This is a genomic window from Nocardia cyriacigeorgica (assembly GCF_005863245.1).
GTDB classification, from domain to species: domain Bacteria; phylum Actinomycetota; class Actinomycetes; order Mycobacteriales; family Mycobacteriaceae; genus Nocardia; species Nocardia cyriacigeorgica_C.
On record NZ_VBUT01000002.1, the window covers coordinates 250,237 to 276,974 of the forward strand.

General features: G+C 64.7%; 17 protein-coding genes. 9 read left to right on the forward strand and 8 right to left on the reverse strand.

Annotated features, from left to right (window positions below; all coding sequences use genetic code 11):
* Positions 1 to 95: 95 nt before the first annotated feature.
* A complete protein-coding gene (locus tag FEK34_RS04465) occupies positions 96 to 848 on the forward strand; it encodes a class I SAM-dependent methyltransferase (RefSeq protein WP_171048042.1) in 753 nt (250 codons plus the stop codon).
* Positions 849 to 1,108: 260 nt separating this feature from the next.
* Entirely contained in the window at positions 1,109 to 1,408 is a 300-nt protein-coding gene (locus tag FEK34_RS04470; protein ID WP_138446574.1) for an NIPSNAP family protein, read from the forward strand.
* Between the two features lie 89 nt (positions 1,409 to 1,497).
* On the opposite strand, the gene FEK34_RS04475 is transcribed toward FEK34_RS04470, so the two are convergent.
* The 3 genes from FEK34_RS04475 to FEK34_RS04485 form a co-directional block, all read right to left on the reverse strand.
* A complete protein-coding gene (locus tag FEK34_RS04475; protein WP_138446575.1) occupies positions 1,498 to 1,692 on the reverse strand; it encodes a hypothetical protein in 195 nt (64 codons plus the stop codon).
* A 174-nt stretch (positions 1,693 to 1,866) separates the two neighbouring features.
* Entirely contained in the window at positions 1,867 to 2,052 is a 186-nt protein-coding gene (locus FEK34_RS04480) for a hypothetical protein (RefSeq protein WP_249358792.1), read from the reverse strand.
* 11 nt (positions 2,053 to 2,063) lie between these two features.
* On the reverse strand, positions 2,064 to 2,435 hold the full coding sequence (locus tag FEK34_RS04485; RefSeq protein WP_249358793.1) for a DNA-directed RNA polymerase subunit beta: 372 nt from the start codon (positions 2,433 to 2,435) through the stop codon (positions 2,064 to 2,066).
* Positions 2,436 to 2,825: 390 nt separating this feature from the next.
* Here FEK34_RS04485 and FEK34_RS04490 point away from each other — a divergent pair, with 390 nt between their 5' ends.
* Positions 2,826 to 3,722 (forward strand): helix-turn-helix domain-containing protein, encoded by an 897-nt coding sequence (locus FEK34_RS04490; RefSeq protein ID WP_138446577.1) that lies wholly within the window; start codon positions 2,826 to 2,828, stop codon positions 3,720 to 3,722.
* A gap of 12 nt (positions 3,723 to 3,734) precedes the next feature.
* The gene (locus FEK34_RS04495; RefSeq protein WP_138446578.1) at positions 3,735 to 3,941 is read left to right on the forward strand and encodes a DUF397 domain-containing protein; all 207 of its coding nucleotides are present in this window, start codon (positions 3,735 to 3,737) and stop codon (positions 3,939 to 3,941) included.
* Here the strand turns inward: FEK34_RS04495 and FEK34_RS31255 are convergent.
* Positions 3,933 to 4,124: a hypothetical protein gene (locus FEK34_RS31255; RefSeq protein WP_349292417.1), complete on the reverse strand. Its 192-nt coding sequence runs from the start codon at positions 4,122 to 4,124 to the stop codon at positions 3,933 to 3,935. The two genes, FEK34_RS04495 and FEK34_RS31255, sit on opposite strands and share 9 nt — an antisense overlap.
* Here FEK34_RS31255 and FEK34_RS04500 point away from each other — a divergent pair.
* Entirely contained in the window at positions 4,066 to 4,206 is a 141-nt protein-coding gene (locus FEK34_RS04500) for a DUF397 domain-containing protein (protein WP_349292411.1), read from the forward strand. The genes FEK34_RS31255 and FEK34_RS04500 overlap by 59 nt on opposite strands.
* 56 nt (positions 4,207 to 4,262) lie before the next feature.
* Here FEK34_RS04500 and FEK34_RS04505 read toward each other — a convergent pair whose 3' ends face one another.
* Positions 4,263 to 6,494 carry a 3'-5' exonuclease gene (locus FEK34_RS04505; RefSeq protein ID WP_138446580.1) on the reverse strand — a complete coding sequence of 744 codons (2,232 nt, stop codon included), beginning with the start codon at positions 6,492 to 6,494 and terminating at the stop codon, positions 4,263 to 4,265.
* Positions 6,495 to 6,632: 138 nt separating this feature from the next.
* On the reverse strand, positions 6,633 to 8,129 hold the full coding sequence (locus tag FEK34_RS04510) for an ATP-dependent nuclease (RefSeq protein ID WP_171048026.1): 1,497 nt from the start codon (positions 8,127 to 8,129) through the stop codon (positions 6,633 to 6,635).
* Between FEK34_RS04510 and FEK34_RS04515 the strand changes: the two genes are divergently transcribed.
* Positions 8,116 to 13,656, forward strand: a complete 5,541-nt coding sequence (locus tag FEK34_RS04515; RefSeq protein WP_212748695.1) for an AAA domain-containing protein — start codon at positions 8,116 to 8,118, stop codon at positions 13,654 to 13,656. The genes FEK34_RS04510 and FEK34_RS04515 overlap by 14 nt on opposite strands.
* Here FEK34_RS04515 and FEK34_RS04520 read toward each other — a convergent pair.
* A complete protein-coding gene (locus FEK34_RS04520; RefSeq protein ID WP_171048043.1) occupies positions 13,651 to 15,546 on the reverse strand; it encodes a DEAD/DEAH box helicase in 1,896 nt (631 codons plus the stop codon). The genes FEK34_RS04515 and FEK34_RS04520 overlap by 6 nt on opposite strands.
* A 45-nt stretch (positions 15,547 to 15,591) precedes the next feature.
* On the opposite strand from FEK34_RS04520, the gene FEK34_RS29885 reads away from it, so the two are divergent.
* The 3 genes from FEK34_RS29885 (at position 15,592) to FEK34_RS04530 (ending at position 24,271) form a co-directional block, all read left to right on the forward strand.
* A complete protein-coding gene (locus FEK34_RS29885) occupies positions 15,592 to 15,774 on the forward strand; it encodes a hypothetical protein (RefSeq protein WP_171048044.1) in 183 nt (60 codons plus the stop codon).
* A gap of 164 nt (positions 15,775 to 15,938) precedes the next feature.
* Positions 15,939 to 19,319, forward strand: a complete 3,381-nt coding sequence (locus FEK34_RS04525; protein WP_138446584.1) for a hypothetical protein — start codon at positions 15,939 to 15,941, stop codon at positions 19,317 to 19,319.
* Positions 19,316 to 24,271 (forward strand): DEAD/DEAH box helicase, encoded by a 4,956-nt coding sequence (locus FEK34_RS04530; protein WP_138446585.1) that lies wholly within the window; start codon positions 19,316 to 19,318, stop codon positions 24,269 to 24,271. The genes FEK34_RS04525 and FEK34_RS04530 overlap by 4 nt, the downstream gene beginning before the upstream one ends.
* 68 nt (positions 24,272 to 24,339) lie before the next feature.
* Here FEK34_RS04530 and FEK34_RS04535 read toward each other — a convergent pair whose 3' ends face one another.
* On the reverse strand, positions 24,340 to 26,586 hold the full coding sequence (locus tag FEK34_RS04535; RefSeq protein WP_138446586.1) for a 3'-5' exonuclease: 2,247 nt from the start codon (positions 26,584 to 26,586) through the stop codon (positions 24,340 to 24,342).
* Between the last annotated feature and the right edge of the window lie 152 nt (positions 26,587 to 26,738).

Here is a 26,738-nt window from a genome sequence, read left to right on the forward strand (position 1 = left end):
TGTGCGGTGTGCCGAAACCACGCGTTCGCCGTTCGACGTTGATCTCCTGGTGCCCCGGCGTCGCGTCCTGGCGTCCTGATCGGCCAGTCGGCAGGATGGTCCGCATGCCCGCTACTCCCGAGAGCCCTGTCGAGTCCACTGATGCGCCCGTGGAAAACGACTACGACAGCTTTGCCGAGGGCTATACAGCCGAAACCGAGACCAACCTCATCAACGGCTATTACGCGAGACCGGCGATCGTCGCCCTGGCCGGAGATGTGGCCGGCAGGCAGATCCTCGACGCAGGGTGTGGTTCCGGCCCAATATTCGCAGCGCTGCGCGACCGAGGCGCAACAATGACCGGCTTCGACTCCAGCGCCAAAATGGTGGAGCTGGCACGGCGGCGACTCGGCGCTGACGCTGCCCTGCACGTCGCCGATATCGCCGGTCCGCTACCGTTTCCCGACGGCGCATTCGACGACGCGATCGCGTCACTGGTCCTGCACTACCTGGAGGACTGGACCGCACCGCTGGCCGAGCTGCGGCGCGTGCTCAGGCTCGGCGGTCGGTTGATCGTGGCCGTCAACCATCCCTTCGTCTTCAAACTGGGCTATCCCGAAGCCGACTACTTCGCCACCGTCAAGCACTCCGAGGAGTACACCTTCGACGGTCAGAAAGCCGTGCTCACCTACTGGCATCGCCCGTTGCACGCCATGACGGACGCATTCATTGCTGCTGGCTTCCGCACAGCGGTGATCAGCGAACCACCACCGGCACCGGAAGCTCGGGATCTGTTCCCCGGCGCCCTGCCGAAGTCATCCTCCGGCAGGTTCCTGAGCTTCCTGTTTTTCGTCCTGGAAGCCGTCTAGCGAGCCCTGCATCGAACACATCGCTTACTCGGATCGGTCCCCACAGCAATCTCGCGGATCAGCAGAAGTGGCGGCGGCGTGGGTTGTATCCTCGGCGATCGCGTCCTCATGCAGGAATGGCGTGTGATCAGCGAACCATGCGATGGCCTCCTGCTGACGGACAACGATTTGTTCTGCGGTGCACACGGGCTCGACTCTCGTTGGGAGAACATGCCACGCCACCCAGATCGATCCCGATGCCAACGATGAAGGGAGCGGATATGCCGCGTACAACGCAGTTGCGGACATACACGATCCGCGAGGGGCTCCTCGACGAGTGGGCAGCCAAGTGGCGGGATCTGGTAGTGCCTTTGCGTCTGGAACTCGGCTTCGAGATCGGTGGCGCCTGGCTGGACTACGAACGCAGCCAGTTCATCTGGCTGATCTCCTATGACGGCGACGATACGTTCGAAGAAGCCAATGCGCGGTACTGGGCATCGCCGAGAAGAGATGCACTCGGACTCGATCCCGCGCACTACCTGACTGCGCGGGACGTGCAGGTGGTGGAAGCGGTTCAGTGAGTCAGGGCAAGTTCTGAGGAACCTCGACGCCGAGGATCAGTGTGGGCGTCCAGGCATTCTGGCTTGTGAACGCCGTACACACCGGATACCTATTCGTTCAGGTAGCGCTCGACCTCGCCGAGGGAAGCGGATTCGAACAGCCGCTCGCCGTCCTCGAGGTCCACGAGCGTCCATCGGCAGGGTTCCTTCGGTTCGGCTATGAGCTGGTATCCGGCGCGGCGGGCTCGGGCCATCAGGAAGCGCAGGCGGGCGGTGTCCGGGGCGACGCGATGGTCGTCGGTCACTGCGGCCTCCTGTTGGTCGTGGTCTGCCATTGGCGCAAGGCCTCGGCGATTCGCGTCAACTCGGTGAGGTCACGGGGTGGTTGGCACACCAGACGGACTCTCGGCGAGGGGATCTGGGTTCGGCCGGGCTCTCGCCGCGGCAATTCCTCGAGCATGCGTTCCTCCAGATTTTGGTCAGAAGCCCATATGCGGCCGGTCGGCGGGCACCATGCGGCGCGCGGCCACCAGGCGGGCTTTGGCTTGTTGTTTGATCGGGCACACGGAGATCGGGCATTCGATGTGCTGCTGCATGACCGTGTGCGCTCGTTCGATGGTCATGGTCGGCACGCGGCGGTGTTCGGTGATGGACAGTCCGAACATGCCCGGTGACGTCATCGGGCCGGCGCGGAAGTCGGGACGCTTCGACAGCTTGTGCGGGCGGTGCAGGCGCGAATTGAATCGATAACCGCCAGGCCGGAAGGGCGGATCGTGCAGGGCGGGAGGTGAATCCAGCGGCGGAAGAGTTCGCCGCGGTCGCTGGGGGAGGGGAGCGCTATGGTGGCGCCGGATCGGACGATGGATACGTTCAGGCGGAACATTTCGGCGAATAGGGCGGTCTCGTCGGGAATGTCGGGTTCGACGAGGAAGCTCCAGCGGCCCGACCGGACGTGAGAGATGATCGGCCCGGCACCGGAACCGGCGTCATGGTTGCGACAGCGTTCGAGGTCGGATTTGACGGCGAGCCCGAGCGCCGACGGCATCATCAGCGCCCAAACCTGCTCTGCCGGCACAACGATGCGGCCGAGTTCGGTCGGGTGTATCCAGGCCGGCAGACCGCAGACGACGTGTAGTACCGGCAGCGAGTGCGTGGCGTGTCGCCGAATGGAACATGCTCCATTGCAAGGACCTTCGGTGTTTCGAGGGTGGATTGGAAGCGCCCGGCCCGGTGCGATGACGGACACCGGAGCGGGAGTTACGGAACGGATTCGGGGCGTCTCCCTACCGGGCGCAGATCCAGTTGACCACCATCGACAGCCATCGGGAACATTCCTGAGGGAGTTTTCTCGATCCCGCGGCGAAAGTTCCCGAGCGCCGTCACAATTGGTTCCAGTACGAACCCGAATCGTCCGCGCAACCCACTACGGAGCACCACGATGACCGCGAGTTCGACCACAACCAACTCCACGCTCCCGCGCCGCATCCTCGCGGGACTACTCCGCGAGAAACGAATAGCCGCCGGGATCTCGGTGGAGGCAGCCCGGCAAGCGATCGGCGTCTCGAAGCAGACCTTCTGGAGGATGGAGACCGGGCAGCCGACGAAGATCAACCCGCTGTTTATCAGCCACCTGGCGCAGATGTACCGGGTGGACGACGAGACCGCCGACATCTTCATGGCGCTCGTCGAGGAAACGCATGCCAAGGGCTGGTGGCACGCATTCGGCGACAGCATCCCGCGAGACTTCGATCTCTACATCGGGCTCCAAGATGCGGCGAAGCGGCTCAGCTCCTACCACACGATTCTGCTGCCGGGGATCCTGCAGACGACCGAGTACCGCCGTGAGATTCACTGGGCGGAGTTCCCTGGCATGCCTTCGGACGAGATCGAACAACGGCTCCAGCTTCATGTCGAACGGCGGGCGCGGCTCTACGACGCCGACCGGCCGCTCACTGTCGACACGTTCCTGGATGAGGCGCTCCTTCGTCGGATGGTTGGCTCATCGGGGGTGATGGTCGGCCAACTCCAGCATCTGCTGGAGCTTGATCTCCTGCCGAACGTGTCCATCAGGGTTGTCCCGATGACGACCCGGCGACATAAGGGCATCTTGACCGGTGCGTTCGTATTGCTGGAGTTCCCTCGCCACCTGACAGCGAACCTCACTGAGCCGCCGGTCGTCTACATCGAGCAGTACACGGGCGCTCTCTACCTGGAAAAGCCGGACGAGGTGCAGCAATACCGGACTGCGTATGCTGACATTCAGCGCGTGTCGCTGGATCAGGAGGGCAGCCGTCGGCTGATCCAGCAGCTAGCCGATGAGCTGTCCAGTGAGTGAGGAGTTGTCCCGGTGAGTGTCGATCTATCCGGAGCCCGCTGGTTCAAGAGCAGCCGGAGTACGGCAAGTCGCGACTGTGTGGAGGTGGCGTACCTGGTGAATTCCGCAGTCGGTGTCCGTGACTCGAAGAACCCCACCGGTCCCGCCCTCGTCTTCACTCCGGCAGCCTGGGACAGTTTCACCGCGGCAATCCGGCGCGGCGAACTCGGGTCAGCCTAACTTCTTGACGAGGCCGAATGCCGTGCGATAAGCCTCGATCTTGTAGAGGAGTGCGACCGTGTCGGCTGAACTATCCCACGCCCGCTGGTTCAAGAGCAGCCGGAGCGCGCCGACGAAGGATTGCGTGGAGGTTGCGTTCTTGGATTCGGCGGGTGTGGGAGTGCGCGACTCGAAGAACCCCACTGGCCTCGCCCTCGTCTTCACTCCGGCGGAATGGGACGGTTTCACCGCGGCAATCCGGCGCGGCGAACTCGGGTCAGCCTAACTTCTGGCTGCGGCCCGGCCGTGCTTCCCTCGGGATCGCATTCGAGGAAGGACGATTTACGGCGTGTGGCTGCGCTGGATCACCACCAGCTCGTCCCGGGCACGGCTCGCGGAGACGTAGAGGAGCGACCTTTCACGCAACAGAGCGTTTGGGTTCTCGCTCTGCTCGATGACATCCTTTCCAGGGGCGACCGTGAACTGGGGTCCGACTCCGGTCAGGATGACTCGCGAAAACTCCATTCCCTTCGCGCGGTGCATGGTCAGCACCGGAACATATCCGGCACTGATGGAGTGTTCTTCGTATTCGGCAGCATCGATGCCGTGTCGGCACAGGTACCGTGTCACGGTCTTGCGGCGCTGACGACTACGAGTGAGGACCGCCAGCGTATTCGGTGCATGGCCGGCCGCAAGCCATTCGCGAAGGCGGGCCGCGATGGCCGAGAGCTCCTCGGAGGCAGGCAGCGTCAGGATGACCGGCGGAGGTCCGAGGCGCGCCGACCGGTATCCGGTGGTCGAGTCCAGTTCGCCTTCGAGGTCGAGGTACGACCCGTCCGCAAGGAGATTGACCGCGAAACGCAAGGTCTGCTCGGTAGTCCGGTAGTTCAAGGTCAGCCTGCGTGATCGCCCTACGATGTTGATGCCCAGATCGCTCAGGCACAGCGGCTCGGTGAAGATCCGTTGGTGTGGATCCTCTGCCACGAACAGGTCGTCAGGGCCCTCGTCGGCCATCGCGCGCAGGAACATCCAATGCGTCGCAGTGAGATCTTGCCCTTCGTCCACCAGAATGTGATCGGCGATCCTTTCCGCGGTTGTCTCCGCACGCAGTCGCAGGCACTCCGCAGCTACCGCGAGAACCTCCGGATAGCTGGAGAAGCGCCGTCGCCTGCAGATCTCCCGGAATTCCTCGACGGTCTGCCATACCCGGATCCGTTGCGCGCGAGTCAAACGAACCTTGCGGCCGCGTCGCGGTAGGCGCAGGTAGTCGGCCTTTGTACGCACTCGCCGGGCGAGAAACACATTGACGTATTCGCTGTCGAGGAATTCGGCGGACCGGACCTGCGGATCCGGATCTTTGTCGAGCCCAGTCGATTTCATAGCCCTGGACCACGCATCGTGGATCGTGCGGTTGCCGGCTCGGGCGCGCAATGCCGCTGAGGTCCGCGTCCCGAGCACGTCCGACACCGCGTTATCCAGGTCGTCTGCGTGGTTGACGATATCGTGGGCGAGCTTGTCGATACTCCGCACATAGATTCCGGCGCTGCCGACAGACCGGGCAAGCGCGACATCCGGATCGAGTATTCGCAGGTTCTGTTCGAGCACTTGCGCAAGCCCTGTGTTGAACGTTGTCAAGAGGATGCGCGCGTTCGGATTGCGCTTCCACAGGCGGTGTGCGCGATGAATCAGCACCACGGTCTTACCTGTGCCCGCGCCACCGGACAGTCTGAAAACGCCGTTGTAGTGCCGTTCGGCGTAGCGGCGCTGCACAGGGTGCAGGAAGGTTCGCCATGCCGTGAAGTCGCCCTCTTCGATAACTCGGCGCAATTCCTGGGTGTCGTCGCCGATATAGGCGAAGTGCATCTTCGAGGTCGGATGGTCGAGCGCGGCGACGATTTGCCGCTCTTCGTCCAGCGCGTTATCGACGCCAGTCGTGCCGAGGTGGTATCGCTGGCGGATATCGGCGACCGATCCCCCCGCAGCCAGGTCCAGTAGAACATCGCTTTGCCAGCTCCCCGCTTCGACTCCGGCGGAGTGCGCGATATCGGCGAGGGTGGTGTGGTCGGTAGCGGCGAGCGCACGCTCCGCGATTGCCCGATCCAGGCCGAGGTGGTCGACGAGATCACCGGCCGTGTGCCCGAAGCCGGTGAGAATCGATGTCGGTGGCCGTGCCACCTCAACCGCGTCGTGATCGCGGTACTCGGGGCGGGCAGAGATATTCGCGCGGACGCTGCTGCCGTCGACGGCGCACTCGAGCACACCGGATACCGGGTTGACCCGAAGGATCGAGTTCTGGGCCGCCGCTCTTGCGTCTTCATGCTTCCACGCACCGGTGAAGATGTAGGTGGTGTTACCTTCCGCCGGGTCGATACGGAACACGATCGCGCTGTGGTGGCTGTCGATCCGGCCGAGCCGGACCCGCTGGTCGCGTGCGTTGTCGACCTGCTCGAGGTAGCTGGCGGCGGCCGAGCCGTCAGCGGTGCGGAGGTGGTCCAGAAAGTCGTAGATCTTGGATTTCGCGGCCGTGCTGAGTTGCCGGGCGCCCGTGATGCGGGCAAGAACTATGTCGGCCATGTCACCACACCTCCACCACTGTTACTGCCGCACCTGACACCTTGTCATCTGCCGGGTTGCCGTCCGAGTACCGGTCCACCGGTCCACCGGCCGGCGTCGATGCACGGTCTGTGATCGCAGTCGATCCGCGGCCGCGGGCTATGTTCCTGCGGCACGGATGGGCAACAGATCGCCGAGCGCCGTGACGATCTGAGTCACTTCTTCCGGATAAGCCTGCGCCCAGGTTGCCAGAAACGCGGTCGATACGGTGTGGCCCGAGGTGAAATCGAGATCCTCGCCGATCTGCTCCCAAATCACATGCCGGTCGCGGTTGGTCAGTCCACGTCGCTGGATCACCGATTTCACTTCCTCCTGCCGATGGACGGGGAGATGCAGTGCGACAGTGAGTTTGGCGGACAACTCATCGAGTTGTTGCGAAACGCGTTGGAAAACATGCTCTTCCGGCGACTCCGTGCCGGGAAGTATGTGAATGCGCTTGGCCGGAGCGACTCGGTCGGCTTGATCGCCGTCGAGCAGGCACACCGCCGGGAAGTTGGTCGTCGGATTCTCATTGTGATGCTCGGTCATCTTCACCGCGGGTGATGCACCGCCCATCGCGTGGATTTTGACGGCGTCCATTTCGACACCACCATGGGTGCGGAGCGCGGTCGCCACCATTGATTCGGCGAAGGAGTCTTCGACGAAGATCGCCAATTGTGCGTCGATCTGCCCGGTGAGCGTGCGCAGCGCTCGCACATCCGGCTTACCTTGGATCACTTCGCCACTGAGTGCTGACCAGATCGCGATCGGAGGTAAGGGTGCCAGCGCATCGTTGGAGTGCGTGGTGAAGATGACCTGGCATGATTTTCGTGCTGCGACGTCGATCAAGTACTCGACGATTCGCTGGGTCGCGACGGGGTGGAGGCCGTTCTCGATCTCCTCGATGAAGACGATCGCATTGTCTTGCGCGGCCTCGATCTCTGCGATCATCCGGATGATGCTCGCTTCACCCGCTCCGAAGTGAAACTCCGAATACGCTTCACCGCGGTATGTCAGCCCGGTGAACATGCTGACCCGGTCCTCGGCATCGAGATAGAGCTGCTGGTACCCGGAGATCGGTTTGCCGAGAATCTTCTCGGCGTGCGTAGTGACGTCCACGGGCAGCTGCTCTTCCTTGACCGCGAGAAACGACCCGGCTGTTGCTTTTCGAAGATTCTGACGTTCGGTGGCGGGGAGAGTCCGGTCCACACCGAAGAGCCGGACATCGCGTTCGACGGCGTTGCGGTTCCACTTGAGCCGCTTGAAGCTCGCGGTACGCGAGACCGGAGAGCGAGTGTTGAGACTGCGATCGATCAACTCGTACTCGATCGACCAATTCTGCATGCTCGAGTCGTATTTGCCGCTCTTGGCGAAGAACCGTCCCGGTGGCACACTCCGATAAACCAGGGCAGCGGCACCGAGCACGGTTGTCTTCCCACCACCGTTGGGCCCCACCAGCGCTGTCACCGGGAAGTCGAAGGTCACTTCGCAATCGACGAATCCTCGTACCCGCCGCAGCGTCATCCGCTCGAGGTACTTTCGGTAGCTTCGTTTGGCCACCTTGGCCGCCAGACCGTCGATCTGGCTGCGACGGATCTCGCTCTTGAACTCGGGCAACCTGTCCTCCCACCCCTTGAATGCGTCCACGGGATGTCGGTCGCCCGCGAACAGGTCCTGTCTCGTCCAGCCGTGTCGCAGTGTACTGGGCGGTCCGCTGTGTAGCGGAACGGAACGCAGCCACGATAGCGTCGGAGACGGGTGCTTATCGGCTGGCGAGGAGGCGTGGGTGCGGGGCGTGGGTGACAGGTCGATTGCGGCATCGGATCCGAGCATGGTGAATCGGGCGGCGAACCTGTTCGAGTACCTGACCCGAGTTCAAGATATCGGTACTGCCCGAACCCATGATGCCGCCGGCCTGGGTTCGGTGATCTGGTTGTCGGAACTGCCGATTCACCAGGCCATTCGTTATCAGCCGGAGTCTGCCGGCGCCCCGTTCCTGGTTGTCGAGAAGGTGCGCCTGGAAGATCCGCCTCGGCTGGTGGACCGCGCGGTGCGAGCATGGTTGCAGCCAGGCAGGCTCGATGATCCGGAGAACGAGCCGTATCTGCGGGAAACGCGCGTGGACGGGGAGCGCGAGCTCAGTATCCTCGATCATCCCGACGTGGTGGAACAGTTCGAGAGCTGGATCCGGACGTGGCGGCTGTGGGCGGCTCAGACCCGTCGTGACCTGCTGGCATCGAAGCTCTACCACAGCCTCTACGACATGTACACGGCCCTGAGTGGGTCGTCGGAGACCCATGAGGCGGTGCTCGGTCTCGGGTGCCTCAGCTGGAAGCCGAAGAATCACAGCGCAGTGCGGCGGCATGTCCTCACTGCGCCGGTCAAGGTCGACTTCGACACCGATTCGGGCACGATCATGGTAACCGCCGAGGTCAGTGCGACTGGTCTGGCTGTCGAGCTGTTGGATTTCCTGGAGAACACTCAACTCGCCGCACCGGGCCTGGTGCGCGCGGCCCAGGACTCCGCTCGTGATGACGGCATCGACCCGTTCGATCGGCCGGGCATTGCCAGCCTGGTGCGCCGGCTCATCCACTGCATCGATCCAGCGGCGACTTACCAGGACGATATGGCCGTCGTGGCACCGTCGTCGCAGCCGTGGGCCGCGTACGCACCCGCACTGATCCTGCGCCAGCGTGGCAGGCGAGGGCTCGTGCGGGTACTGCAAACCATTGGCGCGCAGATTCGTCAACACCGCGAAGTGCCCGAGGGCATCCGGAATCTGGTTGATCCCGATTACATTCCGGAGCGGACGCCCACCGCCGACGATGGCGCGATCGTCCGGGACGGCACCGACTCGTTCCTGCCGATACAACTCAACCCTAAGCAGTTGAGCATCCTCGAGCATGTCGATACGAGTGCGCACACGATCGTGCAGGGCCCGCCGGGCACCGGAAAAACCCATACCGCCGCCGCGTTGATCACTCATCTTCTTGCACAGGGCAAACGGGTCCTGGTCACCGCACAGACAGACCGTGCGCTGGAAGAGGTGCGCGGCAAACTCCGTGACGAGATCAAACCGCTGTGTGTCGCGGTGGTCGGTACCTCCCGCGATGCGTTCACCGATCTCGAGACAGCGGTGGAGAAGATCTCTGCCGCAGCGAGCGATCACGAGCAGGACCGGGCGCGGACCGGCAGAACGATCGAGGCGGCCGGTCAGCGGATCGCCGCGTTGCGCCAGGAGCGCGCGCAGATCAGGCAACAGTTGCTCCGTTCGCGAGAGCGTGAGGTTGCCTTTCACGAATGTGCCGGATACACCGGGACATTGACCGAGATCGTGTTGCGTCACCGTGACGATGCGTCGCGATACGGTTGGCTGGCAGAGTTGGTGACACCGGGTGCGGACGAGCAGCTGCCGATCGCGCCCTCTGACATCGATCAGTGGCGCCGACTCCTGGTCGACGATGTACTGCGGGATCCGGAGGTTGCCGCACCGCCGTTGCTCACCGTGGGCGAGGTAGCGCCGCTGGCAGATGTCGAGCAATGGTTCGCCCGGCATCGCGCGGCGACGCAGCGGTGCCGGGAATACGACCACGTGGGCCGCACGGAGCTGGTACGGCGAATCGTTGAACTCACCCCTGCTACCAGGAGCGAACTCCGGGCGCTGGTGGCCCGGTTGGATCAGGCGGGATCGAACCTGTCCCAGGCTCGTGACCCCTGGTATCGCGCTGCGGTCGCCGATATTCGCGCCGGCAGCGCAGGCGAATGGCACACGCGGGCCGAACACCTCGGGGAGCTGCTGGTCCCGGCTGAACAGTGCGTCGCAAAGCTCGGCATGACCGATGTCGTTGTGTCCGGGGAGGATCTGGGGCCGCTGGTTTCGCTGGCGGAGGCGCTGCTGGCCCGCCTCCGGTCCCACGGCGAGATCAAAACGAACGCCGACGGTTCGCCGAAGATGGGGCTCACAGCGCCGCGGGTGGTCAAGGACGCGGCGCCGTTGTTCGAACGTGTGCGCGTCGACGGCCGCATCCCCACCTCGGCCGAACAGCTCGACATGTTCTGGCAGTACGCCGAAGCATCTCGATTGCTCGCCCGGCTGGACGCAGTGTGGGACGAGCGGCTGACCCCACCGGCGGGCGGTCCGTTACGGGGGAGGCTGGCGTGGCACCGGGACCGGCTGGCTCAGCTCGGTCAGGTCCTGCGATTCGGTGCTGAGCTCATGCAGGCCGGACGCAAGCTCACCGAGTTCGGGTTGCCCGAGCCGGACTGGTCCGAACCGCGGACCGTGCGCACCCTTATGGACGCCTTCGATGCGGTCGCGGCCATGGACGAACAGCGGGCGAGCGAGGAACCGATACGCCGCCTACAGCACCGGCTGGGGACGGCGTACCACGATCCGCGCAGCACCTCGAACGTCCGCGAGCTCTATTCAGCGATCGAGCACCACGATCTGAGTAGGTATCGCGCTGCGTACATCCGGCTGGCCGAACTCGATGATCTGCGGCAACGGTACCGCAGGCGCCTCGAGCTCGATGCTCGCATGAGTGCGCTGCCGCGGCTTCGGGACGCGATCGCGGCGGATCCGGGCGAGGAACGCTGGGCCGGCCGGATCGCCGATCTGCCACAGGCATGGAATTGGGCACGGGTGGCCGGCTGGCTCACCGATCACGCCGATGAGGAGATCAACAACCTCTTCCAACGCCTGGACCGAGTCGAGTCCGCGCTGCGGGACGAAGCCACGGTGCTTGCTGTCGCGCGGTCCTGGGAGCGTGCGGTCGGACGGCTGACCTTGACCGCACGATCGGATCTGCGCCAGTACGTGCAGCTGGTTCGCAAACTGGGTAAGGGCAAGGGCCAGCATGCGGCACGGCGGAAGGCGGATATCCAGCAGACGCTTGCGCGGTGCCGACCGGCCGTACCGGCCTGGATCATGCCGATCTACCGGGTGGTCGAACAGCTCGATATCGAGCAGGACATGTTCGATGTCGTCGTGATCGACGAGGCGTCGCAGGCCGGTCTCGAAGCTGTCTTCTTGCAGTATCTCGCGCCGCGGATCGTCGTCATCGGCGACGACCGGCAGGTATCGCCGGCCGCCGTCGGTGTCGATGAGAACCAGCTGCGTGCCCTGGCCGCTCAATACCTGCCGGACGATCGGTTCCGTGCGTCGTTCGAGATACCCCAACGCAGCCTGTTCGACGAGGCGGCGATGCGGTTTTCCGGTCGTCTCCCACTGGTGGAGCATCGCCGGTGCGTGCCCGAGATCATCGAGTTCTGCAACAAGATCGCCTACGAACCACAGGGTATCCGGCTGGTACCCGTGCGCCTGTACGGCGCCGACCGATTGCCACCCATTCGTACGGTCTACGTTGCCGGCGCGGACAGCACCAAGAACAACGTGAATGTGCTTGAAGCCGAGCGCATTGTCGAGCAGGTGGCCGAATGTGTCGCGAACCCGCGGTATGCGGGCAAGTCCTTCGGCGTGATCTCGTTGCTCGGCCAGGCGCAGGCGAAACTGATCTGGGACCGGTTGATGCAGACACTGCAACCCGAGGAGATCGCGCGCCGGCAACTGCGCTGCGGCGACGCCGCCGATTTCCAGGGCGCCGAACGCGACGTCATTTTCCTGTCGATGGTGAAGGCGCCTGGCCCGGATACCCGTCTCGTCGCGCAGACGCGAGAGCAGACCGTGCAGCGCTACAACGTCGCGGTATCCAGGGCACGAGATCAACTATGGCTGTTCCACTCGGTGACGCTGGAGCAGTTGACCAATCCGGATGATATGCGATACCAGCTGTTGAAGTACTGCATCGAGACTCAGCAATCCGATCGAGCTGTGGCGTCGGCCCGGCCACAGCCCGTGCCCGTGGACCGCATCGTCGCGCCGTTCGAATCGCTGTTCGAGCAGCAGGTGTACAACTGCCTGGTCGACCGGGGCTATCAGGTGAGCGCCCACTACGACGCGGCTGGATATGACCTCGATCTCGTCGTTATCGGTGACCATCGCAAGCTCGCAATCGAATGCGAGGGCGACCGTTGGAACGGCGCGGAACAATTCCATCGGGACCTCGCTCAACAGCGTGACCTGGAACGGTGCGGCTGGCCCTTCTTCCGGATTCGCCAATCGAGGTTCGCGGCAGACCCTGACACCTGCCTTGCCCCGTTGTGGCAGCTGCTCGACGAGCTGAGCATCGAGCCGCTGCCCGATGATCCGGATCCGGTGGCGGAGCCCATCCACGCCGAGAGCCCGGTGGCGGCCGCAGAGCGATCCACCGAGCCCGGCGACGAGTCGAGACTTGCCGGTACGGCGTCGCCGGCAGCCGGTACAGCGTCGGCCGCTGACGGAGTGGACGGTGAACGCGGTAACTACGCCGCGGCAGATGAGAACACTATTCCGTTGGGAGCGACGGACTTCCCGGATCGGCCGGAGCCAGCGCTGCAACCATCAGTCGCCACGTCGGTAGTCAGCGATGCTGCGCTGCCGATCGCCGAGGGTGTCATCCGCCCAGGAGCCGACACCGGCGATGCCATCGATCAACCGGCAATGCCGGTGCAGCACGGAAACGTCGCCGACGATGCGCTGACAGAGGTACCCGATGAAGAGTCGGCACCGTCGATCACCGAGTACCAGGCTTTCACCGGATTGCTCGCCCACGCGAAATCGACTACGGACGACTACTCCCGGTTGATCGCCGATCTGGTCAGCGTGGTGGGGGTCGAAGGACCTGTCACCGGTGGACGAATTGTCGCGATCTACCTGCGCGAGAATCGCGATGGCGACATCGGCGACCAGCAGAAGGCGCTTCTCGACGGGTTGCGGCGCGCCGTCGAAACCGGCGCGCTCCGCCACGACGACCCGCTCGGCTTCAACGATCCGCTCCGGTTCGCTTACCGGCTTCCGGAGCAACCGTTGACCCGCTGGCGAACTCTGGGTGCGCGGTCGATCGAGGAGGTGCCGGCCAGGGAACTGGCCGAGATGACAGCGCACTGTGCACAACGGAACGGCTGGCACGACCGTGCCGCGCTGATGAAAACGGTGCTGGCGGATATTGGTCATCCGCAACTGACTGATCGGGCTATCGCTGCGCTCGCACTTGTGTGGCCCCTGGCTCGGGACCTATCCGCGGACCTCGCCCCCGCGCGGTCATAGCAGCGCGGTGGGGGTTGTTCCACGCAGAAAAGCCGCGATCTGGATCAATCGATGCGGTGCGATCCGAAGTGAGCCCAATCGGCCGACGAGGCTGTGGAATTCATCGATCGGGTCGTCGGAGTGCACAGCCCACTCAGCAACCGCCGCCGCAGCATCCCGGCGCTGCGCTGGTGTGCCCCCGGCGTCGGCCGACAAAAGAATCATTTCGCCTGCCCCGTCGATCGGGCTGAAGTCGAGGCGACCGTGGTCGGCGGCTGCGGTGACGGCCGAGAGAATGTCGTCGGGATCGGTGAGACCGATGAGATCACCGAGCTCGTCGGCGGTAGCTATGCCTCCCTGTGCGCGGAGCTCGCCGATCAGATCGTCGGACAGGACCATATCGCCGGTATCCTGCGTGGACGCAGCGCCGATGGGCGGTGCGGTCGAGGCATGGTCTGCCGTCTGAACCGGCTGAGGATGCGAAACCTGCTGCACACCAATTGAATCAGTAGCCATCGCCGGTGCTGCTGCCGATCGCTGCGCTACGGGTACAGGCGCGGCCGGCTCATCCGGCCACAGCATACGGCGCAAGACATCGATCGCTCGTGTCTCATCGGTTCTAGCCGCCCGCTCGGCGATATGCCAGAGCTGGCGCAGATGCGTCCCCGCGGACCCTTGGGCGGGGTCCTCGGGGGTGCCTCGGACAATCGCAACCAAGAACACGATCGGCTGGTCGGCATCCGGTCTGATCAGCCGGCCCATACGCTGAACAATCTGCCCGGTCGAACGAGCCGAACTCAAGAACACGCCCAGCCGCGCTCGCGGCACGGTAAGCGATTCGTCCAGGGCACGTGATTCGACCAGCGCACGCACTGCGCCCTCGCGTAGGCCGGCCGCGATGGCGTCGCGGTCAGGTTTTGCGGACCCGACACCGCTGGTGGCCGTGGTGAGCCCGCCCTCCTCGAGTACCCGGGCGATTTGGCCGGCTGATGCGGCACGATCGGTGAACAGGATCGCCTGGCTATTCGTCGGTAGTACTGCGGGGATCGCACGCACCAGGTCCAGCTTGGCCTGGCACTCTGCAAGCAAAGCCGTATGCGCGGCAACGGCGTTGAAGTACTTCTTGGCATATTGCGCCGCGGTGTAGCGGCCGGCGGCCAGAGACCGAACGAAGGGCTCGAAACCACTGTCGTGCGGGTCGGGTGCACCGTAACTGCCGACCAGCATGTCGGTGACATGCTCGATCTCCGCCTCGAGTTTGTGCAGCTTGCCGGCCTCGTCGTCGGTCAACTGCACCTCGACCTGAACCAGGCGGATCTTCGGCAGGAACCCGTCGGCGACTGCACGCGCATAGTCGCAGCCAGGAATGATCGTGCCGAAGTAGGGGACCAGCACCGATTCGACGAGATCGTCGGTGCGCTCGAGTGCCGAGGTCAGTCCCAGCCGCCACAGATGATGCTCGGCGAGTGCTTTGGCGTACGTTCCGGGACCGTAACTGTGAACGTCATCGACGATAACGGTGGTCGGGGTATCGCCGGCCCGGCCGACCCGTGCCGCGGCTACCGAGGCAGCGGTTCCTACCAGGACATCCGCCGCGGCTGTCGCCTTGCCGAGGCCCGCCATTGCGACCCGGTGGCCAGGCAAGGCCGCTTGTAAGGCCTGCGACCAGCGGTGTTGCTCCTCGGAGCCGGATACGACGACGACTGCGCGGTGCCCGGCCTCGACGGCGCGCCCTGCTGCCGCGACACCGACCAGAGTCTTGCCCGATCCGGTCACCGACTCGATGATCCCGCGATGGCCGCTGTCGCTCCACTCGTCGAGTGCCGCACGCTGCCAATCGCGAAGCGGTGGACCGGCATATGCCGGCTTACCGGCCGAGGTGGGCCGCGCGGCCGGATCGGGCTGCGGCACCGGGTCGATGGCGGCACCCTTGCGCAGCGCCCAGCGCGGGGGCGTGTGACTGTCGTCCTTGTCGAACAGATCGTCGCGATGGCGGTGCAGAACGCTGTTCACATCGCTGCGGGTAACGCTCGTATCGTCGATCGCTGTGACGAGCTGGAGCGCGGTGAGCCACGGCTGCGCCGAGAGCAGTTCGACGATTCGCCGCAACAGCCGATCCCGCACTCCGGCACCTCCTGATCCCCAGCCTGGTCTGCACAGCAGCCTAGCGCCCTGGTATGACGATAGGGTCGGCAGATGGACCGCCGAGATTCGCTGTCTCGGTGCTGGTTCTGGTGCGATGATGAGCTGTCGTGTCGAGTAGGCACCGTGGCATCGGTGCGGTGTTGTGGAGGGGGCGGTGGGTGCCCGAGTCGTTCGTGTGGCAACAGGCCGAGGACGAGGAATTCCGTCTCGCTACCGCATTGCGCCGGGTATCTCTGTTCATCGAGCTGGACCTACTCGCGGAGGATATCGAGCGGGCGAGGGAGCTGTTCGGCCGGCTGATTCATCGGTACCGGCATCAATTCGGGGTCGAGCGACTCATCGATCGGTTCCCGGCGTTGACACTGGTCACCCTCATCGGGCATGCGGCACTCGCCTATGAGCAGAACAAGTACTGGGACACATTCTGGGCCGAACTGGACCTCCCGCACGATGCTGAGTTCGAAAATCTGCTGCGGTCCAAACTCAGGGCCTTGCTCGGCAATTTCGGCCTCCGGGAGTTCCCAGAACTGAGACACCAGTATGTCCAGGTGATGGCGGTGCATGCCGGGGTACCGGCGCACTGCCTGGGCGATCTGGTCGATGTGATCGAAGACCATATCGCGCACGGGCGCGATCCCAGCGGTGCCGCGGTGTTCGAATGGCTGACCGAGCCGGGAATGGAGTATCGGCTCGGCCCGCTCGATGTTCCCGTGCGCAATTTTCTGCGGTACGTCGGCGAGGTCGCGGTAGATATCATCGACCGAATCATCGATTTCGCGGCCTATATGCTCGACCATCCCGAGGTGGCCAACGACCTCGATCTGGACACGTCGACGACCGGATTGCCGAACCTGTTGCTCGATGAATTGATCGATCGGCTGAAGGTGCGTCCGTTCGGATCCGCGACGGTCGAACCGGCTGCGGTGGCTCGGCAGCGGCGGCCGGTTGTTTCGTATTCACGCATCGACGATGCGATCGTTCTCGGGATCCCATATCCGGCGTATTCTCCGGAAACTCCGTGGTTGGTGTCCTTCGATGGCGATGCGCAGAAGGTATATGCCGAACGTCAGTGGGGATACGGCGACGAGGACGACCAGCCCGCCACGGTGGTGCCCGTCCCTCGTCGGGTTCGTCAGATCGTGTTGGATCATCCGGAATCAGGTGCTCACCATCGGATCTCGCTGATCGACAAGGACAACCCGCTGCTGCTGTTCGACAGCGCCGGTCGTCAGATCTCCGCGCATTCGCTCCTGCCGCGCGATGAGGTGATCGCCGTCTACCCGCGCGCGGCGGAGCTGCTGGACGTGCGCCGGCGCCGTCCTGTCCCGGCGCTGGAGGAATGCACACCGGCCGGATGGAAGGAATGGCGGGCGCAAGTCTGCGATCTACGCGAAGTCGACGAAGTTCGGTTGAAGCCCGAGCGCGGGAAGCTTGGACCGGTACGGCAGACCCGGCCGACCGGTGCGGCGGAACTGGAGCTCCCCGAGCCCGTCGACGGGGTGATGACGCGCAGCGGCCTGCCGGTATATGGCGAACGACCGGCCGTCGCGCTACCTTGCAGCGCCGCCGAACCCACGGTGTGGCGGGTCCGGGTGCGCAGATCCGAGACCGGTGACTGGCTGGCCGATGACGAATGGGAGTCTTCTGACGAGCCGACCGAGCTCGACCCGTTCGAGGGCCTCGAAAACGGGCTGCTCGGACTGTTCGACGTGGTGGTCAGCGGCCCGCTCGGGGCGGACCTGCGCCATACCTTGTTCCTGGCCGAGGGGTTGACGGTGGACCACGGGGTCGAATTCCGATTGCCGGAAGGTGACGGCCTCACACCCAGCCGGACCGAGCTGGCCGGGTTGACACCGCTGATGCTGGACCGGGACGTGCTCGAATTCGATCGAACTACCCGGGAAGCCGAAGTGCGGGTGCGCTCCGGTGCCAGGGAGGAGCGGCTGGTGGTTCGCCCGCCGCATATTGCAATGCGGGTCGATGAGGTCGGTGCGCCGGCCCGTTGGCAGACCGCGGCGACGGTACTGGCGCCGGAGGACCTGACCGAGCACGCGGTCGTCGCGGTACGGGTGCCGGGCGATGTCGAGGTCGATATCGTGCTGGCCGACAAGGCCGGCGAGCTGGTCCAGATCGAGCAACCGCAGGTCAGCAGGGGAAACGTCTTTCACGTGCCCACCCGGGCATTCGTCGATACCGCTCGGCGATTTCAGCACACCGCGCTGCTGGCTCGGATCGATACGGCCGACAAGACAACGCATCGAGTGATCGTGGCCGTGATCCGGCCACCACTGCTGTGCACCGGTGCCGCGATCGACCGCGGACGCCTCGCATGCAGCGGTGTGCGCGGCACCGACGATCTCGCCGCCCACATCTGGGCCGATACCGCGCCGTGGCGGCCACCGGAACTCGTCCCGATCGCTCCCGACGGGTATGGCGATCTTCCCGTGGACTTGGTAGACGCCGGTCCGTTGACGGTGCAGGTGTTCATCGACGACCCCTGGTCGGTGACGCCGACGCCGGCGCGCCCCGATTCCACCGCGGTTCATATCGACCAGCCCGGATGGGTGACCGATCCCGATCCAGCCCGCGAACAGCTGTCGCGATTCCTGGCGGGGCGGGGTGATCCACCGGCCGGGTCATCGGCGCTCACCGATGTGTGGACTGTACTGGCAGGCCCGGTCGACGACGATCATGCGGGGCGGACACTCCGGGCAGGTCTGGTCAGGGCGCTGCTAGCGGATCCGCGGTCGTCGCTGGAGGCACTGGAACGAAGCACCATCGCCCAGGAATCCTTCCCGGCATTGCTGATCCGAACCGGCTTGGTGGAACAGGATTTCGGCTCACCGATCCGGCTCGGCACGGCCCATTCCAATCCGTGGCTGGGGTGCCTGATGGATATCGCCGACCTGCCCTGGGTGAAGATGCGGTCCCCGGATGCGATCGGGGAGCTGGTTGACATCCTGCGGAATCTGGGTGGCCAAACTTTGCTGAACCTACTGACCGGTGATCGGAGTGGCCTGCGCACAGGTGTGTTCGAGGCGCAGAGCGTGGTGCTGCACCCGCTCGAACCGGAGCGGATCGACGAGATGAAGCAGGAGCTCGAGATCGTGCCGGAGGCGCTGCTGGATGACAGCACTCGGCAGGCGGCCATGTTCGAGGCGTTCGCGCAACGCATGGTCTGGCAGAGCGATCCCCACTGCATGACGCTCGCAAGCGGCACGGCCGGGCTGTTCACTCCACTGTGGCGGGCTTCGCCGCGGGTGCACGACATCGTCAAGGCCAGAAACGAAGTACTGGACGGTGCCGACTGCACCACGCACCGCTGGCTGCTGATGTCACTGCAATCCCTGCTGCTCGCGACCCTGTCCCGGCTCACCGCCCGCGGGCTGCTTCCCTCATCGGTAGTTTCAGATTCGACGCGCGAGGCTTGGGCGCGGCTGGCTGAACTCTGTCCGGCGATGGTCGGGGCGGATGTGCTCATCGCCGATGCTCTCGCAAGCTATGAACTGAACAATAACCTGATCGGAGTGCAGCCGTGACCGACCGCCTCGATCCCTTGGCCGCTGCCGCCGATATCGAGGCAGCCTACAAGCGGTATCTGAAAACACTGATCGGTCCGCGCGATCCCGCTCTCGCGGCGGCCTTCGACCAAGCGGTCGATGAGACTTCGCTGCTGACGAAAGGCCCACTGCTCGAGCTCACCCCGCCGTACGAGCCGGGCGCCTCGCTGCGACAGCTCATCACCGAGGGCGTGCTGCATCCGTCCTTTGCGGAGTTCGCAGCCACGCTGTCGTTGGATCGGCCGTTGTATCGCCACCAGGAAGTGGCGATACGGAAAGCGGTGGCCGGACGAAACCTGGTCGTCAGTACCGGCACCGGTTCCGGTAAGACCGAAAGCTTTCTGCTGCCGATCCTGAATGAGCTGGTCGGCCAGCAGGCCGCGGGCCGGCTCGGCCCCGGTGTACGGGCGCTGCTGCTGTACCCGATGAATGCGCTCGCCAATGATCAGCTCCAGCGTCTGCGCGATCTGCTGCGCGCGAGTCCGGGCATCACCTTCGGCCGGTACACCGGCGAAACCAGGGAACGCCGGGCCGATGCGGAATCGGCATTCCGGACCAGATATCCGGGCATCGACCGGCTGCCGAATGAACTGCTCAGCCGCGAGGAGATGCGCGAGTCACCACCTCATATCTTGCTCACCAACTACGCGATGCTCGAGTATCTGCTCCTGCGTCCACATGATATGGAGCTCTTCGACGGCGAATATGCCGGTAACTGGCGGTTCATCGCGCTCGACGAGGCGCATGTCTACGACGGCGCCCAAGGCTGCGAAGTGGCCTTGCTGCTGCGCAGATTGCGTGATCGCGTCGCCCGCGACCGAGGGGTCCAGTGCATTGCGACATCGGCCTCGCTGTCGGGCACTTCTGAGCGAGAGCAGGGCCGGGAGGCGACCGCGTTCGCCCGCAAGCTCTTCGATGCCGATTTCGAGTTCGTCGACGACGATCCCGACCGCCAGGACTTGGTGACGGCAACCCGTTTGCGCCGGCGGGAAGCGCCGACCTGGACGATCGATGATGAGAAGCTGCTCGAACTCGCCGACGCGGACGCCGATCTCGGCTGGATCACCACCGCGTCCGGTTGTGCGGACCTTGCCGAAGCGCTGCACCGGGAGCGCCGGATCGCCGATGTCAAGGCCGCAGCACTGGCAGGCCCGGTGGACGTGGCGAAGCTGGCAGCCAAGATGTGGTCCGGCGATCAGCTGGCCAAGCCGAAACTGGAAGCGTTGGTAGCCCTCGGCTCCAAGGTCTTCGGCAGCGACGGAAATCCCGTGCTGTCGGCGCGTTACCATCTGTTCGTCCGCGCCACCGAAGGTGCCTATGTCAGCTTCACCGACGAGGGGCCGCGCGTACTGCTCAGCAGGCATGAGGTCGACCCGGAGACGGGCCGCGCCGTCTTCGAGTTCGGTGCTTGTGGACGATGTGGCGCCGTGCACCTGGCCGGCGAGCTCTTGCCGGTCGAGGGCCGTCATTACTTCCGGCCGGCCAAACAGGATTCAAGTGTCAAATGGCTGGTGCTGACCGATGGTGCCACCGACGACACCATCGACGAGGACGAAACGACCCTTGCGGCGGATCAGGAATCTGGTGGGGGGACCGGCCGGCGCACCCTCTGCACCGGGTGCGGTGCGCTCGATCGTGGTGCGTCGGGCTGCTCACCGCGGTGTCCGGGCGGCCCTGCATTGCACGTTCGTGAGCACCGAGCCGCACAGCGGGTGATGAGCACCTGCACCGAATGTGGCGCTCGCTCGGCTCAGGTGATCCGCAGGCTGCGCACCGATACGAATGCCGCGCCCGCGGTGATCACGACGGCGTTGTATCAGCATCTGCCGGCTGCCGATGACGCATCCGCCGAATTCGTCGGCGGTGGCCGGAAGCTGCTGATGTTCTCCGACTCGCGCCAGTCGGCGGCCTTCGCCGCGCCATATTTGGCCGCGACCTACGGCCGCATGCTGGTCCGCCGGTATCTGCTCCGGGCGCTCGAGGATCCCCGATATAGCGGGGAGCCACTGTCTGCCGAGGACCTGGCCGATGGTGCGCGCGCGATCGCCCAGGCTGCCGGGCATTTCGACGAGCAGGCAACACGAGTCGCGAAGTTGCGCGAAGTGAACCCTTGGGTGATGGCCGAACTCATGTCGATGGATCAGCGTCAGTCGCTGGAAGGTCTCGGCCTGATGGCGGTGACGTTGGTGCGCTGCCGCAAGGCGCAGATTCCCCGCGGGTTCACCGGGCTGGGATTGAGCGGCGACCAGTTCTGGGGCCTGCTCGAAGAATTGGTGAAGACGATCCGCTTGCAGGGTGCTATGACCGTGCTCGACGGCGTCGATATTCGAGACTCGATATTCGAGCCGCGCAACATCACTGTCCGGATCCGGTCGATGAACTCTGACCGTGCCCGTAGGATCATCAGCTGGCGTCCCGGTCACCGGCCGGGGACGACGAATAATCGAATCCTGCTGGTGCGTAAGGTGCTCGCGGCGCTGGGCAGCGCCGTCGACGCCGAGACGGTGCTCGACAAGTGCTGGGATTTCCTGCTGAAACCGTGCCCGTGCCACACGTTCTTCGCCGCGGAGAACGATCGTGCCGGTGGGGGGACCGTCTATCGGCTCGACCAGGCCTGCCTGCGCATTTTGCCCGGATCGGAGCGCACGTGGTACCGCTGTTCGGCCTGCCGCCGGCTGACCACGCACAACATCCTGCAACTGTGTCCGCACGGTGCCTGTGACGGCACCGTGAAGGAATACGCCATACCAGATCTCGACCGCGACACCAACCACTATCGAACCAGTTACCGGACCTTGGAGCTGGTGCCGCTGTCGGCGCATGAACACACGGCGCAATGGGTTGCCGATCAAGCAGCGGAGGTGCAGCGTCAGTTCGTCGACGGCCAGATCAACGTGCTGTCATGCTCGACGACATTCGAGCTCGGTGTCGACGTGGGCGAATTGCAATCGGTCATGCTGCGGAACATGCCGCCCAAGACGGCGAATTATGTGCAGCGGGCCGGGCGGGCCGGTCGGCGCGCGGCCGCGGCGGCGTTGGTCGTCACCTATGCCAAACGCAGTTCACATGATCTGTCGAAGTTCCAGAAGCCGGAGTCGATGATCGCCGGTCGGATGCGCATCCCGCGGATCCCGATCGACAATGCCCGCATCGGGCGCCGGCATGCGCATTCGGTGGCCTTGGCCGCATATCTGCGTGAGCGTTTCGACGCCGATGGCAGCACCTGGCGTGATGCGGGATCGTTCTTCGGCGCGACCGGCAGCGAGGGAGATTCCGCGGCTGCCGCGGTGCGCGCCTTCCTCACTCCGGTGCCTCCGGCGGTTCGCACCGCGCTTCGTGCGGTGCTGCCCGCCCGCACAGCCCATGAGCTGGGCATCGGCACTGATGATTGGGTGGACGCGTTGTGTGCGTTGCTCGATGACGCCGAACGTGATATTCGCGCCGATATCGCGACCTTTCAGCGGTTGCTCGACGAGGCGGCCGACGCGCAGCAGTACTCGGCCTGCTCGAAGCTCAAGAATACGATCAACACCATTCGCGGCCGCGAGCTGCTTGGCTATCTCGCCAACAAGAACATCCTGCCCAAGTATGGATTCCCGGTCGATACCGTCGAGCTGCGCACCGCGCACTGCGAAGGTGACCTCGGAGCCCGCCTCGAGCTGTCCAGAGATCTCAGCCAGGCCATCTACGACTACGCCCCGGGCAATCAAGTGGTGGCCGGAGGCAAGCTGTGGACCTCGCGAGGCCTGCACAAGGTGCCCAAACGTGAGCTCGAGCAGTTGCAGTACCGGGTGTGCCGGGAATGCAATCACTTCGAGTGCGGGCATGTCCTCGAGGTGGGGGCCGTGTGCCCGAATTGTCAGCAGGATTTCGGTTCCGTCCGCACGGCGGTGCTGCCCGAGTTCGGCTTCGTCGCCGACCGCACACCGCAGGACGTGCGGTCCGAACCGCCGCAGCGATCCTGGTTCGGTGCCAGCTATGTGGAATCCATCGGTGAGAGTTCCGATGTCTTCCCGTGGTCATCGGCCGGCGGGGTGGAAGTGTACGCGCGGGCAGGTACCCGGGCCCGGCTCGCTGTGATCGGCGAGGGCACGGGCGGAGGGTTCCTGCTGTGCGACTGGTGTGGGTGGGCGGACCCGTATGTCAAGGAACGAACGAGGGGTAAGCCGCATCAGCGTCCGGCGACCGGAAAGCCATGTGACGGACCACTTCAGGTGGTTTCGCTGGTGCACCGCTACGAAACCGACGTCGCCGAGTTCACCTTCTCCGACTTCCTCCGCTACGACAAGGACTCGGAATCGAAGTGGCTGTCGACGCTCTACGCCCTGCTCGAAGGGGCCTCCGAGGCCTTGGAGATCAGCCGAGACGATATCGACGGCACGCTGTCCTGGAGTGCGGACGGGCGGCGCAGTATCGTGCTGTTCGATACGGTCCCGGCGGGCGCCGGTGCCGCCAAGCAGATCGCCCAAGAACTCGAACGCGTTCTGCCGGTCGCCGCCGACAGGGTGAATCGGTGTGAATGTGGAATCGAAACCTCCTGCTACGGCTGCTTGCGTACATTCCGGAACGAACGCTTTCATCACCGGCTTACGCGGGCCGGCGCCCTGGAGGTCTTCGAACAACTCGAGCTGGTCGACACCGAGGCCGCCCCTGTCACCGAACAGTGGGGCGACAACGCGGTCTTCGTGTCGGACGCGGTGCGGCGCCTGCTCGCCGAGCTGTCCCGACACCGCGTGCCCGAACCCGAGGTCGGCACCGAAGCAGGAAAGTATTACTGGCCGGTGGAGATCGCGTGGCCTGGCGCCAAGGTGGTTGTGGTGGAGGGTCTCGATGTCGAGCGAGATGCCGAGCTGGCTGCGGACGGCTACCGCGTGGTGCCCGTCGAGCAGGCCGACGCCGACCAGCTCGGCGCGTTGTTGACCAGACAATGAAAGGCACCGGCGCCCGCACAGTTCCGGTCGGATGTGCGGGCGCCGGTACAACCGGATATGTGATCAGTTCAGCGCAAGAGCGTGGAGCGCTGGCCGGACCAGGTGACGACGAGCTGATCACGGGCCCGGCTGGCCGCGACATACAGCAGCGAACGTTCCCGCTGATGTGCCTCCGCCTGATCCTCCTCGGGAACGTTGCGCAATACGGTCTGCAGCGGCACATGGTCCTGGTCCACGCCGGCCAGGATCACGCACCGGAACTCCATACCTTTGGCGCGATGCATGGTGAGTACCTGAACATGATCGGGTGTCGCCGGGTCGTCATCGAGCACCTGTGCGGCAATTCCGCGCTGGTTGAGCGCCCGGACGACATTGTCGCGTTCCTTGTGACCACGAGTCAGGACCGCGATACTGCCCGGGCTCATATCGTCCTTATCGAGCCACTGGGCCACCTGATCGACCACGGCATCCAATTCCTGTGCACTGGAACCGCATTCCACCAGTCGTGGATTGGGGCCGAGCCGGGCCGAGGTGTAGCCGGCGGTTGATTCCGCTCCTTCCTCCAAGTCGTGGTAGTCGGCGCCCTCGAGAATGCTCACCGCGAAATGGAGGTTCTGCGCGGTGGTCCGGTAGTTGAGGGTGAGCCGGCTCGACCGCCCGCCGCGAATATTGATTCCCAGCCGGTGCAGTACCACCGGCTGGCCGTAGATGCGCTGATGGGAGTCCTCGGCGATGAACAGGTCGTTCGGTCCATCCGCCACCAGCGACCGCAGCAGCTGCCAATGGGTGGCGTGCAGATCCTGGGCTTCGTCGACGATCACATGATCGGCGAGATATCGCACGCCGGTGTTGATCCCGCTCCGCAGATGGGCGGCGGCGACGGCCATCGCTTCCGGGAACGTCATCGCACCCTTGGTGCGGTTCTGCTTGCGATATTGCTCGATCACCTGCCAGACGGCCGAACGCTGCGGCCGGGACAGCCGCACGCCCCGCCCGGCCCGCGGGACCTTGAGATATTGCTCGAGCGTGGTGATCCGGTTACCGAGCACCACGCCGAGATATTCGCCGGCCAGGAACGAGGGGTGCGTCAACCGCGAGTCGAGCGGCGTGTTCGCCTCGCGGACCGCTGCCGCCCAGGCATTGTCGTCGTTGTAGACCCGCTTCGTCCGCCGGGTGGTATCACCCGCGCCGAAGACAGACTCCAGAGCCGGGCCCAGATCGCCGCCCTGCCGCAGGACGGCGGCGGCCAGTTTGTCCAGTCCGGCGACATAGACGCCCGGCTTACCCGGCTGGTTCGCGATGGTGATCGACGGATCGAGCAACCGCAGATTCGCGAGCAGATCCTGCGCCAGCGTCTTGTTGAAGGTGGTGAGCACGATCCTCGCGTCGGGATTCAGCCGGGCGAGGTGGCGGGCACGGTGCAGTGCGACCACGGTCTTTCCGGTGCCCGCACCCCCGGAGAGACGGAACGCGCCACGCTGATCCTTTTCGACGAACTTGCGCTGGTTCGGATGCAGGAATGTGCGCCACGCGGCGAAGTCGCCGCCTTCGATGACGCGGCGTAGCTCGTCGTTGTCGTCGACCAGGGTGAACTGCATCTTGGTCGCCGGGTGGTCGAGGGCGGCCAGGACCTGCTCGTCGTCGTCGAGGTTCTGGTCGACCGGCCGCTCGGTGAAGCCGAGGGTGTCGCGGATCTCGTCGATGCTACGTCCGACCGAGAGCTCGAGCAGGGCGTTCTGCTGCCAGATCACATCGGTCGACTGTGCGACATCCAGGATGCCGTTCTGATCAGGGGCGGCCAGCGCGCGCTCGGCAAGATCCGGGTCGAGACCGAGCCGTCCGGTCAGTTCCGCCATCGTGAACCCGACATGGGCCAGATAGCCGACCGGAGAGTGGACAGCCAGCTCGGCCAGTTCGCCGGTGGGGTCGGGCACCCTGGACCGCTTCTTGCGATCGTCGCGGCCATCCAGCTCACCGACGATTCCTTCGAGTACACCGTTGACCGGATTGACGCGCAGCGTCGATTGCTGGGCCAGCTTGTTGGCTACGTCGTGGTTCCAGGTGCCGAGGTAGATATAGGTGGTGTCACCGAGTTTGCCGTCGATCCGGAACATGATGGCGCGAAAGTTCAGATCGACCCGGCCGGTGCGCACCCGCGTATCGACGGCGCCTTTGATGGGCTCTATATGCAGTCCGGGTGCCGTGTGGTCGGCCCGCACCTTCTCGAAGAAGTCGTAGACCTTGTTCTTGATCGAGCCATCGAGCTTCGGCATCGACTTGGTGTTGGCCGCCAATACGACCGTCGCATTCGTCATCGCTGCGCCCCTTCGCTCCTGAGATCCCGCGCCACCCCGAGCCGCCGCGGAGAAGTACCCGATGCGTCCGCGTGCCCGACTGTCCATCGTAATGAACCGCGGTGAGAGGTGGATTCGTTACCGGCTACTGCCTTCGGCCGGCCGAGCGCCTG

Bases quoted from the DNA above. Each gene is read 5' to 3' on its own strand.
- FEK34_RS04480 (WP_249358792.1), bottom strand. From the start codon at position 2,052: ATGTTCGGACTGTCCATCACCGAACACCGCCGCGTGCCGACCATGACC.
- FEK34_RS04485 (WP_249358793.1), bottom strand. From the start codon at position 2,435: ATGATGCCGTCGGCGCTCGGGCTCGCCGTCAAATCCGACCTCGAACGC.
- FEK34_RS04505 (WP_138446580.1), bottom strand. From the start codon at position 6,494: ATGGCCGACATAGTTCTTGCCCGCATCACGGGCGCCCGGCAACTCAGC.
- FEK34_RS04535 (WP_138446586.1), bottom strand. From the start codon at position 26,586: ATGACGAATGCGACGGTCGTATTGGCGGCCAACACCAAGTCGATGCCG.
- FEK34_RS04465 (WP_171048042.1), top strand. From the start codon at position 96: ATGGTCCGCATGCCCGCTACTCCCGAGAGCCCTGTCGAGTCCACTGAT.
- FEK34_RS04470 (WP_138446574.1), top strand. From the start codon at position 1,109: ATGCCGCGTACAACGCAGTTGCGGACATACACGATCCGCGAGGGGCTC.
- FEK34_RS04490 (WP_138446577.1), top strand. From the start codon at position 2,826: ATGACCGCGAGTTCGACCACAACCAACTCCACGCTCCCGCGCCGCATC.